This window comes from Thermodesulfobacteriota bacterium (assembly GCA_036397855.1).
In the GTDB taxonomy this organism is placed as follows: domain Bacteria; phylum Desulfobacterota_D; class UBA1144; order Nemesobacterales; family CSP1-2; genus DASWID01.
The window spans coordinates 1-16,205 of sequence record DASWID010000123.1; the positions used below are offsets into that span (position 1 = coordinate 1).

Sequence of the window (16,205 nt, forward strand, 5' to 3'; positions counted from 1 at the left end):
ACCCTTGAGAAAGATAGGCTATGCCCTTTGGGAAGCCTCCAAACAAGTAGCAGCAGAAGCCATAATCACTGAGATAATACCGAGGAGATCTAACGGTGAAGAGCCACCGCTGCCTGTAGCAGAACTGATGAAAATCGTAGACGTGATTCTGATACCCACTTCGATGTCACTCAGTCACACTGACGCTAGGCGCGAGGCGAGTGATAAAGGTGTGCGGATTGCGACGCTACCAGGGATCACCGAAGAAACTATGATTAGGACCCTTAGTGCGGACTATTATAAGATCGCTGAGAGAAGCAGAAAGATTGCCCATATTTTACATGACGGCAGTATCGTTAGGATAACATCAAACCGCGGCACTGATGTTGCGTTGTCAATTGATGGTAGGGTCGGACTTGCCGATACTGGACTTAACCACAATCCGGGTGATTTTAGCAATCTACCCGCTGGCGAGGGTTACATATCTCCAGTGGAAGGTAAATCAGTTGGCGTAATTGTTTTTGACGGATCTATGGCGGGAGTTGGAAAACTTCTAGATGAAATAATTAAGGTCGAAGTAATTGATGGATTTGCTTCCCGAATAGATGGAGCGGAAGGCGCTAAAAAACTTTTATCGATAATGAAGCCATTAGGTAAGCTTGCGTTTAACTTAGCCGAGCTCGGAATAGGAACCAACGATAAGGCACGAATAACAGGTAATGTACTCGAGGATGAAAAGGCTATTGGTACTGTACATATGGCTTTTGGTGATAATAAAAGCATGGGAGGCTTTGTACAGGTTGCGAGTCATTTAGACGGCGTCATTATGAATCCATCTGTCTATGTGGACGATGAACTCATATTGAAAGGGGGAAGGTTTGTCAATTTCTAATGTGAAAATTCCAATCCCCAGATGAATGGTTTTGAATTGAATGCTTAAGTTAATATTTTTAGCAAGAAATTTAGCGTCCATAATTGAAGGATTCAGACAACTTCCCACTGGCTAAGATCTCATGCGTTAACTTGAGAACACGTTTATTGGACTATTTAAGCTACACTTTATAATGAGTATACGGGATTTAAATCATTTATACTTTTGCCCAAAGAAATAAGGAGTTCTCTAGTGAGAAGGTTTATTACTATAAATTGCTTTAATAGATCATCTCGATCTTCTAATTAATTTTGGGTTTGCTCCATGGTAAATTTATGATGATGGAAGTGGCTGTTAAGAGGATTGTTTTTCTCAACCCCCCCGGAATTATAGAAGGAATATTAATTTCTATTCTATTTATTATAGTAGCGTATGCTACTCTAAAAAGCATACAAGGCTTAGAGTCTATAAAAAGGAAGTCCATAATTTCTCTTCTGTATTTAGCTTCGTTTTCACTGATTCTATTAATGTTGTTGAATCCTGCTTTGAAGGTCGAAAACTACAGAGAAGAAAAGCCGACGCTGGCAATTCTAATTGACAACTCTTGGAGCATGAACCTCCCTTTTGGTGCTGAAGGTGTTTCGAGAATTCAAAAACTAAGGGATTATCTTAGTAATAACAGGGCATTTATCTCTGATATTGACGAGAAATTCTTCGTCAAATATTACACGTTTAATGATTCACTTCACGCGTCGTCGTTGGATTACATTAATTATACAGACCCAGAAGGACGGGATACGAATATAGTTAAATCCATTAAGGAACTGGTTGCAGACCAAGCTCCGAATAAAGTCGATTCCGTTATCATTTTCTCTGATGGAGCCGAAAATAAGGGATTAGAAGGAATTCCTGAGAGTTTTTCTCAGGACATTGATTTTAAGATAAACACCGTATTTGCTTCGGGTGATGGTCGTTTGACTGACCTCTGGATAGACAATATCAAATCAACAGATGTCGCGTTTATAAGATACCCTTTTCATATAGAAGTTACCGTGAAATCACTCGGTTTTGGAGGCATGTCTCTTCCTGTAACACTGAAGGAGGGAGAACGCGTAATTTCGATAAAAGATGTTTTGATTGATAGTACTTCGGGTCAGGGTGTCGTAAATTTTTCAGTTACCCCAAATTCTCTGGGTAGACAAGTCTACACAGTGAGTATGCCTAGGGTTGAAGGAGATTTTATTCAAGAAAACAATCAACTGTCATTTGTATTTGATGTTATTATTAATAAGATTCGTGTACTTCATATTTCTGGAAGCCCATCGTGGGATGTAAGGTTTTTACGTAAGGCGTTAAAAAGAAACCCGAATATAGATTTGGTTTCTTTCTTTATATTGAGAGAGGCTACAGATTTAGTCTTTGCGTCTCAGGATGATCTAAGTTTAATTCCATTTCCCGCAACTGAGATTTTTGGGAAAGAACTTGATTCATTTGACGTAGTAATATTCCAGAACTTTGACTTCCGACCGTACGGTATCTTTGGTACTCAGCTAGAGAATTTGAAGAATTATGTTGTTCGGGACGGCGGCGGATTTCTTGTTATAGGGGGTGACAGGTCATTTAACAGCATAGATTATGAAAGCTCTGCGATTGCCGATATTCTGCCAGTGAAGTTAGGTTACTCATCCGTTGGGGAGAACAGTTCATCTGATGATAGAGAGTTTCTAACTGCTTTAACGGAAATAGGCATCAGACATCCGATTTTAAGAATAATCCCAAATGAATATGATAATGAAAAAAATTGGATGAAATTACCGGGACTGGAGGGCTTGAATAGTGTAAGGGAACTGAAATCCAGGGCCACACCTCTTCTAACAACGCAGGGAGGAGATCCTCTTTTGGTCATAGAGCAGTTAAATGCGGGCAAGGTTGCAACATTCCTTTCTGATTCTTCATGGAAATGGGGTTTCATGGGCGCAAGCGAAGGAAATATCTCCGCCTACTATGAAAGGTTCTGGAATAGGTTGCTTCTATGGCTTGTAGATGATCCAGAACTTAGAGAAATTAGATTAAAGACCGATAATTCGTCTTACATAGTTGGGGCAACACCACAGATAGATGTTTTGAAAACTAATGATCGACAAGAAGATGACACGATCAAGGCCACAATGATAACTCCAGATGGTCGAGAAGTCGGACTGGATGTCAAAAGTATGTCGAGTGACACATTAAATTTCCGACCTCATATTGAAGAAAATGGAATTTATAAAATTAAGGCTAGAATCGAGGGTAAAGATGACTCTGTTGAGAAGGACTACGTCGCCGAGACAGTTTTCATTGTTGAACCACCTGAAAATGAAATCAAAGGACCCACAACGAACGAAAATCTACTCAAATTACTTGCCGATAAAACGGGTGGGAAATTTGTAACATTAAGAGATGATCCAGAGAGGCTAGGGATCGAATCTACTCCGATTAAGAGGATAACCGGTTATAAGACCGAGGAGTTATGGGATAAGTACTGGATATTTATCCTGTTGGTCCTCCTATTGTCTTCTGAGTGGCTATTACGAAGAAAATGGGGTCTGAAATAACGGGTAAATTGAAACTTAGAACGGAGATTATTTTGCGAGGAGATGACCAGAAATGCTTTTCACAGTAGATATTGGAAATACTAATATAATGTTTGGAATATTTAAGGAACGCGACCTGATTAATCACTGGAGAATAGGAACTGATAAGAATAAGACATTTGATGAATATGGGGTTCTTTTTAGAAATCTACTTGACATTAGGGGTGTTGACGTAAATTCGATTCGCGGAGCAGTTATTTCCTGTGTAGTACCAACCCTACTTGATGTTATAGTAAGAGCATTGAAGTCATATTTTGACGTGAACCCGCTAGTTGTGGAGCCTGGAATAAAAACAGGCATGCCTATTCTTTATCATAATCCGAAGGATGTGGGTGCTGATAGAATAGTGAATGCGGTAGCTGCCTTTGATGAGTATAAGAGTAGCGTTATAGTGGTTGATTTCGGGACTGCTACGACATTTGATTGTGTGTCCGAAAAGGGCGAATATATAGGTGGCACTATTGCAACGGGGATACTCATCTCTGCAGAGGCCCTTTTTGGATCGGCTTCAAGACTCCCAAGGGTAGAGATTGTTAGACCAAAAACGGTGATAGGGAAAAATACGGTTCACTGCATGCAATCTGGACTGGTTTTTGGATATGCTGGTCTAGTCGACGGAATTGTCAGTAGGATCAAGGATGAGATGGGTACTAGCCCAAAGGTAATCGCTACAGGGGGGCTTGCCAGTGTCATTGCTTCTGAGAGTAAATCGTTGCAGTATATAGATGAATTTCTCTCCTTGAAAGGACTCAGATTGGTATATGAATGGAACACATAGATTCCTGATTCAAAAACATCATACTGAACACCCCCATTTCGATCTTAAGCTGGAATTTGGAGAATTGATGAAATCATGGATTCTCCCGACTAGAATTCCGGGCGAGGGTAGCGTCAAGACCGTAGCAATTGAAATGAAGGAACGGGTCTTTAAGTCAGATGGGTTTATGAGTGCAATAGATGATCAGTATGGTATTGGTGAAGCCGAGATATGGGATAGAGGTCGTTATGACATCATCACTAAAAGCAATGAAAAAATAACACTCCATGCAAAGGGAGAACTATTCAAAGGTCGTTTTGTCTTCATAGTTCCAAGTTGGGGAAGATGGACCGGCAAAAGATTGTGGATACTGATAAGAATATATGACCGCTAATTTATTTCCAACTAAAGAGTTTTACCTTGCCACCTTTCGCCCCAGATGATAGTCTAATTACAAAGGTGTCTTAAGGATTAAAGATGGCAAAATTTGGGGATAGCTATTGTTGGATGATTAAGAATGATCCGAGAGTTTGTCCTTTCATCAAACCGGGTGAAGAGCACATGTTACATAATCTCGAGGCTCGAATTAGGGAAAAGTGTATAAGCTGTGAGGAACTCTGTAATGATTTGGTTTTTCTTTCAATGGAAAAGGGTTCTACGTATGAAGTACTGCCTATTATTTTAGATGAGCTTGTAAAAAGGGAGCAGAAGATCAAGAAATTCGGGAAATCCCTCGAAATAAAGGAGGAGATGTTTGATATACTTGTACATCTTTCAACTTCGCTCAAATTAGTGCTCGATGTGAACGAAATTCTCTATAAGGGATTAGTGGCCTTTACCGCAGGAAGTAGCTTCGGTTTTAACAGGGCGATCTCATTGCTGGCTGATAATAGAAAACTTTCAGGTCAGTTCGCAATTGGTCCATTAGACCAAAATGAAGCCTTATCTATATGGCACGAAATATCAGATAAAAAACTCACCCTGGAGGAGCTTCTTGTATTTTCTCCGATTGTATTCCATAAGGAAAGCGAAAAGTTTAAAGATGTCCTGGAGGCTATGGATTTTAGCTTACAGGAAGATCCATTCAGAAGTGTATTTCAATCAGAAAACAGTATCAGAATCTCAGATGGAGAAAGGTTGCCGGGTGTTCTTCGTGATTTTTATAAAGATACCCCTTTCTGGATTATTCCTCTGCTCTCACACCTAAGACGTCCGCTAGGTGTTATATTGCTTGATAACTTTCTCACAAAAAAAGAGTTGTCGGTTGAAGAAGTGAAAGCCCTAGAAATCTTTGCACTTGAGATCTCACTTGCATTAGAGAGAGGAATCACGTATGAGGAACTCGAAGGTAAGGTCGAGACTCTTGAAGAGGCAAATGTGAAATTAAAGGAGCATCACGAACTTATCACTAAGCTACGGGCCGAAGCACAAATTGGAGATATGGTACTCCAACTAACTCACTCCTTTAAGAATCCTGTGATTGCAATTGCGGGTCTGGCTAGGATTTTAAAAAAGAAGATCCAACCAGATCTTCCTATCTACAGACACACAAATGCTATACTCGAAGAAGCTGTAAGACTTGAAAAGACGTTAAGAGATTTTGTTGCCTATGCAAAAACAAAGTATCTGTTGGATACATCAAAGATAGATATCAACAAGGTTGTTGGACTTATATACCAGGAAAAAAAATCGGCGGGTAGACAACAGGACGTTAATATTCATCTCAGTCTCTCTGAAGATCTTCCACCTGTCTTCGGGAACGAGTATCAGATATACACATGTATTGAAAATATTGTTAACAACTCCATAGAGGCAATGCCTGATGGTGGTGAGCTTTATATCGCCACCAAAACACAGAATGGATCAATTGCCATTGAGGTGTTTGATACAGGCCCGGGTATTTCGGAAGAAGTAATGAGAAACCTTTTTACGCCCTTTTTCACAACCAAAAGTGTTGGAAGTGGTCTAGGTCTATATACATCAAAAGAGATAATAGAGAAAATGGGTGGTAAAATTTCCCTACATTGTGTGAAAGACAAGGGTTGTACTGTGACATTAAGTCTGCCCCTCTCGGCTGAAAAGGAAAATTATGAGTAAAATCTTGGTTGTAGATGATGAAGAAAATATAAGATTTGTTTTCAAAGAGGTGCTGACTGAAGAAGGTTACGATGTATTTGAGGCAGAATCGGTGGAGGATACATTCGATATCCTTAGTCGTGAACTAATTGATCTTGTACTTTTAGATATAAAATTAAGATCCCAGAGCGGCCTTGATATACTCAAGAGGATAACAAGGGAGTTTCCAGATACACCAGTGCTACTATGCTCGGCTTATGTTTCCTTTCAAAATGATTATACGGCATGGCTCGCCGATGGTTATATTGTAAAATCGAGTGATCCCGAGGAGCTATTGGAAGAAGTGGACAAAGTTCTGAAGATGAGAGGGAAGTTATAATGAAGGCTGTTGTTCTCGCGGGAGGTTTTGGTACAAGGATTAAGCCGCTAACTTATTCGCTGCCCAAGCCCATGCTTCCGCTCGGGGGTAAACCGATCATTGAGCATGTAATAAATCTTGTAAAGCAAAATGGCTTCAATGATCTAATATTCCTGCTCTATTTTCAGCCGGATGCGATAAAAAATTACCTTAGTGACGGATCAGGGCTAGGCGTTAAGATAAATTATATGATCCCTCCAGAGGATTATGGTACTGCTGGAGCGGTAAAGTACGCCTCGGATATATTGAAAGGCGACGAACCTTTTCTGGTTATAAGCGGGGATTTGCTTGCGGACGTCGATCTCGCGGCAATGTTTACATTCCACAAAGAGAAAAATGCAATGGTAACTATTGGCTTGACCTCAGTCAAGGATCCTCTTCAGTTTGGAATAGTAATCACGGATAAGGATGGCAGGGTTGTGAGATTTCTTGAAAAGCCTGGTTGGGGAGAGGTATTTAGTGATTCTGTAAACGCCGGAATATACATAGTTGATCCTGCGATTTTAGACAATATACCAGGCAAACAGTCATTTGATTTTAGTCATGATTTGTTTCCGAGGCTTCTTGGTGAGGAGAAACCAATTTATGGATATATATTGAGTGGCTATTGGCGAGATGTCGGAGATCCATCTTCTTATATACAAGCGAATATGGATATTCTGGCTGGCAGGGTTAATGTGAAGGGTTCGGGTAGCAGGATGGATGTAGTTGGTAAAGATATATGGCTGGGAGAAAATGCCGAAATTGCTAACGACGCTCAGCTTGAGGGGACTGTTATAGTTGGCAGAAGTGTAAGAATCAATGGCGGTTCAAGGATAGTCAATTCTATAATAGGAAACAGCACCATTATTGGCCAAAGCGCTAATATTATAGATAGCGTAATATGGGATGATACGAATGTTGGCGAGAGTACTAGTATCGATAGCAGTGTTATATGTTCCAAGGTAAGAATTGGCAAGGACGTCCTGATTGAGCCCGGTGTAGTTGTCTCGGAAAATTGTTCTATAGGGGATGAGGCTGTTATAAGACAGGGTGTTAAGATTTGGCCTAGTAAGGAAATTGAATCAAGAGCCATTGTATCCACGAACCTTATCTGGGGTGAAAGGTGGAAGAGGAGCTTATTTGAGGAATCCAAGGTATCCGGCCTTTCGAATTTTGAACTTACTCCTGAATTTGCAGCGAAGCTTGGTGCAGCATTGGCCTCTATTTTACCTAAGGGTTCTTCGGTGCTGATGGGCAGGGATACATATCGTGCACCTAGGATGATAAAGAGGGCTTTTGTCGCAGGGGTTCTGTCAGCGGGAGTTAACGTAAAGGATTTGAAAGCGGTCCCTATTCCTATCCTCAGATATAAACTTCAGACTTTTGGTGAGGTCGGGGGGGTTTATTTCAGATATTCACTGGAAAATCCGGAGGTAACTGAGATCCTGTTTTATGACTCACACGCGTTCGAGACTTCTGTATCCTTTGAGAAGACCTTCGAAAGGATCTTCCATAGAGAGGATTTTCGACGGGTATCTGAGGGTGGTGTGGGAAGAATCAGTGACCTTAGCGGTATTGTCGATTTCTATAAAGAGGGCTTCATAAGTTCAATAAAAGAAGAGATTATTAAGGAAAAGAAATTCAGAATTGTAGTTGATTTCGCTTTTGGACCTTCTTCGGAGTATTTTCCCTCAATACTAAATGAATTGGGTTGCGAGGTAATAAGTCTCAATGCATACACTGTTGAACATGGTAGTGGAGTTGATCCTAGCAGAGCACTGGCACTCCTATCCAGCATTGTTAAAGCAACTGATTCGACGGCTGGGTTCTGGCTTGATCCTTGGGCTGAGAGAGTATACTTCGTAGATGAAAAAGGAAGAATTTATAGAGATCTCGATTCCTTCTTTCTTTTGTTTAACCTGATCCTAAAAGCTGAGGAGCCAGGGGTTTGTGCTGTACCTTTATTCGTTCCCTCAAGCGTTGAGTATATCGCGAAAGAAAATAATTTTGATGTCGTAAGGACAAAAAATAGCATCAGAGCTCTATCTGATTCGGCAAGGAATAGAGACGTTAAACTGGCAAGCTATCCTGATGGAAGGTTTATATTTCCCGAATTTCAGATTGCTTATGATGGAATGTTTACACTCGCTAAAATGCTTGAGCTTATGGCTGAACTGGATATAAGGCTATCAGAAGTCTCGAAGGCTATACCTAAGTTTAATTTTCATCACGCAACTATTCCGTGTCCCTGGGAGGCGAAGGGTGTGGTGATGAGGATGGCGTCTCAAGAGGCTATGGGAATGGAAGCATCTTTCCTTGATGGCGTAAAAATTTCATTCAATGGTTCATGGGTTCTAATATTCCCAGACCAGTACAAATCATTGATACACTTATACACTGAAGCAAATACGGAAAATGAAGCGTCTATTCTAACAAATGACTATACTAAAAAGATTGAGAATTGGATAAAAACTTAACTTGATATACATTGTTAATTTTAATTTGATAAAGATACGAGAGATCCTTTCGATATGCAGATTGCACAAATTCCTAAAATGTCGTTTTTATTTTCGATAATTTTAGGTCTAAACCTTTTATCATATACGGTTCAGCCTTACATACTGCCATCGGGTAAGCATTCCTTATCATACACAGTTGAAAATTGCCCATCACATAAAAATCGAAATCCGGTATCGCGATTAATTCAGGTTTTTATAAAGTCAGACAAAGATGAAGGTAGTCAAAAGCATTGTTTTTGTTCTACATGCAATATTGAGAGATCTTCATTTATAGTTGTTAAATCATCTGTCAATTTAATAATGCATGAGTATCTCACTTGCCTATTACCTTCTGAAAATAAACCTTACTTACAAGATTTAATTAGTAGTCTCTTCATTCGTTCCCCTCCTATCCTTGTTAGTTAAAAAAAAGTCAAACGCGGTTTCAATCTTTCGCCTATACAAAAATAAGTCTGAGAAGTTACTGGAGCACGGCAATGTGTTTTCCTGCAACTGATTAATTGTATTAAACAACTTAGTATTTTTTCAGATAGGGGGACCGACCCTGTGTCAAATATATTGATTTTAATTAACCGCATATTGTGTGCATTTTTTCTTAATTTTTTATTTTTGTTATCAATGCCTGTTTATTCCTGGGCCCACGGCTACGCTGGTAAGCGGTTTTTCCCTACTACAATCTCGATTGAAGATCCTTTTGTCGCTGACGAGCTTTCTTTTATTTTTAACTACCTAAAAGAATCCGGTGAGGGGGATGAACCACCGGTCGATGCCTTCGAACTCCCTGTTGAGTATACGAAGCGAATAACTCCACATTTTGGTATTTCGATTGGTGACGATTTCAGACGACTGGACCCAGTTGGGGAAGGGGCTGAATATGGTTTTGGCAACCTAGAGGTGGGAGCGAAATATCAGTTTTTCACTAGCGCACCACATGAATCACTGTTCTCAGTTGGAGTAGAGGCTGAGATTGGTGGTACAGGGAACAGCTCAGTGGAAGCCGAATCGTTCTCCACGATTTCGCCCGCTCTCTTTTTCGGCAAAGGTTTTGGTGACCTGCCACAGTCGCTAGAATACTTGAGACCCCTAGCGGTCACAGGAGTGTTAGGTCTAAACTTTCCAACGAGAAGTAGTACCACGACCTCAACTATTGATGAAGAAACATTGGAGATTCAGCGTGAGATAGAGCAAAACCCTATAACTTTTAGCTATGGATTTGCGATACAGTACAGCCTTCAGTACCTACAATCCTTCGTAAAGGATGTGGGTCTCGCAGCCCCGTTCAACCGTATGATCCTTCTGGTAGAGCTTCCATTTGAAACGGGCTTAAATCGCGGTAGCGGTGGTGAAACAGCCGGTTTTATAAACCCGGGAATTATATGGTTGGGAAAATATATTCAACTTGGAATTGAAGCCCAAATACCGATCAACGACGGATCGGGTAAAAACCTCGGGGTTCTCGGTATAATACATTTCTTCATAGATGATATATTTCCTAATAGCCTTGGACGGCCGATTTTTCGTTAAAGGGTGTAAAGGGTGCTGAAGTGATAAAAACCTTTGTCATTATCTCCGTGATAAGTGTAATAACCATTTTCAGCATAGGGCAAAAAAGGGCCTTGAGTCATGCGATGTTTAACCATTCTGAGCCAAAGGTTGGAGAGACAATTAGTAACTGCCCGAAACAGGTCCGTATATGGTTCGATAGTCCACTAGAACCTTCCTCCAGTACGGTTCGAGTAGAAAGCGAAAGTGGCAATCGCGTTGACAATTTTAATGGGCATGTTGATTTATCTTATGCTACAATTCTCGAAGTAAATCTGCCATGCCTTTCTCCGGGCACTTATCAGGTGTCCTGGAAGGTTGTTTCATTAGACGGACACAGTACAAATGGTAGCTTCGCCTTTACAATCGAATAGTTAAACTATTTTTCTCCGTTTATGAGGTACTGATTTCCCATGAGGTTTCTTTAGTTTTTGTAACGCCTTGAACCTTTTTACTCGAGGTAAAGGAAGACGCTGGACCGACCCATCATGGGTTAGATTTAATATTGTGGATCATTTTGACTTGTTATAAGAAGTGGCTCGATGTAGAATCTTCATCGTCAAGTTTTAACTTGATAATTCCCTGCAGCTTGCTGCCGGGTTATTCATTGAATTTTCATACATTAGAAGGGGTAAGGATGATAAAGCATATAGTTATGTGGCGTCTAAAGGAACTTGCTAATAATGCAACCAAGCAAGAAAATGCAAAAAAGTTAAAAGAGAAACTTGAATCTTTGAGAGATAAAATAGAAGAGATTAAAGACATCGAAGTCGGGATCAATGTAAATCCCTCTGAAGCTGCTTTCGATGTTGTCTTGTATTCAGAGTTTGAAAATCTAGAAGCGCTTAACATTTATCAAAACCACCCAGAGCATAAAAAGATCGTTGAATTTGTTACTCAAATAAGAACTGATAGGTGTGTTGTCGACTATGAGAAATAATTTTTGGGATTAACAAGTAGCGATTTTATCGGCATTCAAGATTACCGAGATTCGATAATTATCGTTGACACCGTCTTAAAAAAGTATTATATTTGTGAGGAAGATACTAATAAGTAATCGATCTGGAGGATGAGAAAATATGAAAAAGATACTTGCAGTTTTTCTGCTGGTCATAATGTTTTCCTCTACCGCATTTTCTCAAGTTGTGAATAGACAGATAACAAATTATAACCCTTCTCCCGACGCGCTGCATCCCTTCAAATTGGCCAGTCTCGTTATAAGACCACCGATTGGTCTGTTGAGTATTTTTGTGAAGGGGGGTTACTGGGTGCTCGATTCTGAACCGATTAGACGGGGTTTTAATATCGATTATGATACATCGGTTACTATTGATGAAGACTACTGATTGATGAATCATTAATCAAGATATAAATATCGTCTCTTTAAACCGCTATTAATTATATACTTTCCGGCTAAACCAGCTTTCGGATCCATAATTAATCCTCAGTTAATTGTTTGTAATAAAATTCTTACAAACTTAATCTACTAAAATCTTTTCATAGATCGTATAAAATGTTTTGTTATGGGAGACATTAATGAGCTGTTAAAGTCTCTTCCCACCGATCCAGGTGTTTATTTCATGAAGGATAAGAGGGGAAAGACGATTTATATTGGTAAGGCAAAGAACTTGAAAAATCGTGTTCGCTCTTATTTCCAGGGCGGTGGTTCAGGTCAGCGTCCCCAGGTTCCTTATGTCATAAGACAAGTTTGCGACCTAGACTATCTTGTTACCCGGGATGAGCGTGAAGCTCTGATTGTAGAGGACTCGATGATAAAAAAATACAAACCTAAATTTAATCTTCAGTTAAAAGACGACAAGAACTATGCTTCTCTGAAGCTTGAAGCATTTGGGAAGTTCCCGAGACTAACCTATACGAGGAAGATCCTTGATGATGGATGTTTATACTTTGGACCATTTGCATCAGGGGATGCATTGAGGAAAACAAAAAAGTTGATTCATAGGATTTTCCCACTTCGTGACTGCACTGATACCAAATTCAAAAGACATTCTGAGAGACCATGTCTCAACTATTTCATGAAAATTTGTTCGGGGCCATGCGCCGGTAAGGTGAGCGAAGGTGAATACGAAGAGATGGTTGAACACGCTAAGATGTTTCTGAGAGGGAGAATTAAGGAGATGCTTGGTTTACTGAAGGAAAATATGGTTAAGGCTTCCGAGGAACTCAGATTCGAGGATGCTGCTCACTTCAGGGATCAAATAAGCTTTCTTGAGAAGCATCCTGACGTTCAGGGTCTCATCTCAACAACCCAAACTGACAATGATATAGTCGGATTTTATAGAGAATCGAATGCGGTGGAATTTGTTGTATTATTCTCGAGAGGCGGAACAATCACAGACAAATCGGAGTTTTACTTTAATAATGCGAGTTGGGAAGATGATGAGACGCTTCGAGAATTTCTTGGTCAGCTTTACGAAAAAGATAGATACATACCCAGTCAAATAACGATTCCTGTAAAGTTTGAGGGAATGAATACTTTTTCACAATGGCTTTCCGAAAAACATGGGAGGAAGATAGAATTAGCAGTCCCTAAGAGAGGACCAAGATTAAAACTAGTTGAGGTAGCAAATAGGAATGCTCAAGAGGTTTTCAAGAGGATGTTTGCAGATAAACAAAGAAGACTCCAATTAATTCACTCTATTAGGGACGCACTTTCTCTTAGTCGCTTGCCGGAAAACATTGAATGTTATGATATATCAAATACACAGGGTAGTCTCGCTGTAGCATCGATGGTTAGGTTTGAAAATGGAGAACCTACGAAAAATAGATATAAGAGGTTTAAGATTAAAACGGTATTTGGTGCAAATGATTATGCGATGATGTACGAGGTTCTTTTGAGAAGATTCAAAAGAGCCGATCAACAAAATTGGGAGTTGCCTGACTTAATATTGGTTGATGGCGGTAAGGGCCAGTTAAATATAGCCCGAGAAGTATTAAGTGAGATTGGAATCTTAGGCAAGGTTGAGTTGGCTGCAATTGCCAAAGCGAGGCTAGATGGGGAAACTGATAAGATTTATTTGCTTGGACGTAAGAATCCCGTGATTTTTCCAAAGACCTCACCTGAACTTCTATACCTGATGAGGGTTCGCGATGAGGCTCATAGATTCGCAATTACATTTCATAAGAGGTTGAGAACCCGAAGGGCACTGAAATCTGAATTGGACTCAATTTACGGGGTTGGGGATAAGCGAAAAATGATGTTGCTTAAGCACTTTGGGAGTATATCTAATATAATAAAGGCTTCAATCGAAGATATTCAATCGATACCTGGAATGAACCGGAAAATTGCCGAGGTGCTCAAGCAACAATTATCCCGTTAGAAGCCAACACACTTCTCGAGTATGGCTTGACCGACTATCAATCTATTAGCAGCCTGTTCAAAAACGATTGACCGGGGACCATCGACTACTTCGTCGGTTATCTCTTCTCCCCTGTGTGCTGGTAGGCAATGCATTACCAATGCATTAGGTTTAGCGGAACAAATGAGCTCTTTGTTCATTTGAAACGGCTTAAACAACGCTGAAATCTTTCTTCTCTCTTTTTCTTGTCCCATGCTTATCCATACATCTGTGTACAATACATCTGCGCCTTCGATCGCCACTTTGGGATTATTTGCTATTTCGATTATCCCATTTTTCAAACTTTTTGCACTTCTTACTATATTTTCATTTGGTTCATATCCCTCCGGGGTCGCAATTGACACATGAAATCCAATAATTGCAGCGGCGCCGATGAGTGTATTTGCGACGTTATTGCCGTCTCCAATGTAGGCGAGCTTCATTTTTTCTATATCTAATCCCTTGTCCTTTAATGTGAATAAATCAGAGATGATCTGACATGGATGCTCTAGATTAGTGAGTGCGTTAATAACGGGAATAGAAGAGTTAATCGCAAATTCATTAACCCTTTCATGATCAAAGGTTCTGACTATTACACCATCAAGATAAGACGAGATAACTCTTGCGGTATCGGCCACGGACTCGCCGCGCCCAAGCTGCAGGTCACTTGGGTTAATATATAAAGCGTACCCTCCAAGTTGATTGATCCCTACCTCGAAAGATATCCTGGTTCTTGTGGAGAGTTTTTCAAAGATCATTCCAACAGCCTTTCCTTTGAGCGTATTTATTCTTTTCCCTCTCTTTTTTAAGTTTCTTAGTTTGAAGGCTCTTTCTATAATTTGTTCTATGTCTTTTTTTTCTAGGTCAAAGATGCTGAGCAGACTTTTAGGCATTTAGTATCTCATTAAATGAATCTTCTAGTTTTTCTATAGCGAAATCAATTTCCTTTCTGTTCACTATGAGAGGTGGGAGTATCCTTATGACATTATCGACTGTCAGAATTGTGAGTAGGCCTTTTTCCATGCATTTACTCACAACTTCTCTTGTTTTTTCTTTGCTCTTCAGCTCCAATCCGAGTATGAGACCCCTTCCCCTCGCGTTCCTTATTAAAGGGATATATTTTTTCTCTAATCTTTTAAGTCCATCTAAAAAGTATGCTCCCATCTTGGCGGTATTGTCGAGAAGCCCATTGTTAATGATTGTATTCAAGACCGCGCTACCTAAATGCATTGCAAGAGGGTTTCCTCCGAGGGTGGAGCCATGGGATCCCGGCGTAAAAGACATTGCGACATCATCACGCGCCAGTAGGGCCCCACAGGGAATTCCTCCACCCAATGCCTTAGCTAGGGTCATGATATCTGGTTTTATTCCTGAGTGCTCATAAGCAAATAGCCTCCCTGTTCGTCCAAGCCCAACTTGGACTTCGTCGAGGATCAAGAGGACCTTTCTCTTAGTGCAGATTTCTCTTACTCTTTTGAGGTAACCATTAGGAGGAATAACAACTCCATTTTCTCCTTGTATAGGTTCAAGGATCATTGCACAAATCTTTTCGTCGTCTAGCGCATCTTGAAGAGGCTCTATTTCACCATAAGGGATGAACTTAAAACCTTTAAGGAGTGGTTGAAATCCCTTCTGATATTTCTTCTGGCCAGTCGCGCTGAGAGCGCCCATAGTTCTACCATGGAACGAGCCACGAGCCGCAACAATCTTGTATCTATGACCATTTTCCTCACCCCATTTCCTAGAAAGCTTTATAGCGGCTTCATTTGCTTCAGTCCCGCTGTTGCAGAAAAAAACCTTATCTGCAAAGGAGTTTTTAACGAGAACTTCGGCAAGATCGGCTTGTTCTTCTATTTGAAATAAGTTACATACTGTAAGCGTTTTTTTTGCCTGCTCACGTAACGCACGCATTATGGCAGGGTGACGGTGTCCTAAATTTGTAACGGCTATTCCAGAAGTAAAATCTAAATATTTTTTCCCGTCATTACCCCACAACCAGCATCCTTTTCCACGTTTGAATGCAATTGGATATCGACTATAAGTGCTCATCAGAAATCTTTGAGATTTTG

General features: G+C 40.3%; 14 protein-coding genes. 12 read left to right on the forward strand and 2 right to left on the reverse strand.

The window, feature by feature from the left end; genetic code table 11:
- The 12 genes from VGA95_09670 to uvrC all read left to right on the forward strand — a co-directional run.
- Positions 1–871: aminopeptidase (locus VGA95_09670; protein ID HEX9666807.1), on the forward strand; the 871-nt coding region annotated here is incomplete at its 5' end.
- Positions 872–1,197: 326 nt separating this feature from the next.
- On the forward strand, positions 1,198–3,444 hold the full coding sequence (locus VGA95_09675; GenBank protein HEX9666808.1) for a glutamine amidotransferase: 2,247 nt from the start codon (positions 1,198–1,200) through the stop codon (positions 3,442–3,444).
- Between the two features lie 52 nt (positions 3,445–3,496).
- A complete protein-coding gene (locus VGA95_09680) occupies positions 3,497–4,261 on the forward strand; it encodes a type III pantothenate kinase (GenBank protein ID HEX9666809.1) in 765 nt (254 codons plus the stop codon).
- The gene (locus tag VGA95_09685) at positions 4,245–4,634 is read left to right on the forward strand and encodes a DNA polymerase ligase N-terminal domain-containing protein (protein ID HEX9666810.1); all 390 of its coding nucleotides are present in this window, start codon (positions 4,245–4,247) and stop codon (positions 4,632–4,634) included. Before VGA95_09680 ends, VGA95_09685 begins: the two co-directional genes overlap by 17 nt.
- A gap of 83 nt (positions 4,635–4,717) precedes the next feature.
- Positions 4,718–6,337 carry a HAMP domain-containing sensor histidine kinase gene (locus VGA95_09690; GenBank protein ID HEX9666811.1) on the forward strand — a complete coding sequence of 540 codons (1,620 nt, stop codon included), beginning with the start codon at positions 4,718–4,720 and terminating at the stop codon, positions 6,335–6,337.
- Positions 6,330–6,695, forward strand: coding sequence for a response regulator (locus VGA95_09695; protein HEX9666812.1), 366 nt, complete (start codon positions 6,330–6,332; stop codon positions 6,693–6,695). The genes VGA95_09690 and VGA95_09695 overlap by 8 nt, the downstream gene beginning before the upstream one ends.
- The gene (locus VGA95_09700) at positions 6,695–9,193 is read left to right on the forward strand and encodes a sugar phosphate nucleotidyltransferase (protein ID HEX9666813.1); all 2,499 of its coding nucleotides are present in this window, start codon (positions 6,695–6,697) and stop codon (positions 9,191–9,193) included. Before VGA95_09695 ends, VGA95_09700 begins: the two co-directional genes overlap by 1 nt.
- 588 nt (positions 9,194–9,781) lie before the next feature.
- Entirely contained in the window at positions 9,782–10,759 is a 978-nt protein-coding gene (locus tag VGA95_09705) for a hypothetical protein (protein ID HEX9666814.1), read from the forward strand.
- Positions 10,760–10,863: 104 nt separating this feature from the next.
- Complete coding sequence (locus VGA95_09710; protein HEX9666815.1) at positions 10,864–11,151, forward strand: copper resistance CopC family protein; 288 nt, start codon at positions 10,864–10,866, stop codon at positions 11,149–11,151.
- Positions 11,152–11,414: 263 nt separating this feature from the next.
- Positions 11,415–11,717: a Dabb family protein gene (locus VGA95_09715; protein HEX9666816.1), complete on the forward strand. Its 303-nt coding sequence runs from the start codon at positions 11,415–11,417 to the stop codon at positions 11,715–11,717.
- 139 nt (positions 11,718–11,856) lie between these two features.
- Entirely contained in the window at positions 11,857–12,123 is a 267-nt protein-coding gene (locus tag VGA95_09720; GenBank protein ID HEX9666817.1) for a hypothetical protein, read from the forward strand.
- Positions 12,124–12,300: 177 nt separating this feature from the next.
- The gene (gene uvrC / locus VGA95_09725; GenBank protein HEX9666818.1) at positions 12,301–14,118 is read left to right on the forward strand and encodes an excinuclease ABC subunit UvrC; all 1,818 of its coding nucleotides are present in this window, start codon (positions 12,301–12,303) and stop codon (positions 14,116–14,118) included.
- Here uvrC and argF read toward each other — a convergent pair.
- Positions 14,115–15,029 carry an ornithine carbamoyltransferase gene (gene argF, locus VGA95_09730; GenBank protein ID HEX9666819.1) on the reverse strand — a complete coding sequence of 305 codons (915 nt, stop codon included), beginning with the start codon at positions 15,027–15,029 and terminating at the stop codon, positions 14,115–14,117. The genes uvrC and argF overlap by 4 nt on opposite strands.
- Positions 15,022–16,185, reverse strand: coding sequence for an aspartate aminotransferase family protein (locus VGA95_09735; GenBank protein HEX9666820.1), 1,164 nt, complete (start codon positions 16,183–16,185; stop codon positions 15,022–15,024). Before VGA95_09735 ends, argF begins: the two co-directional genes overlap by 8 nt.
- Positions 16,186–16,205: the final 20 nt, after the last annotated feature.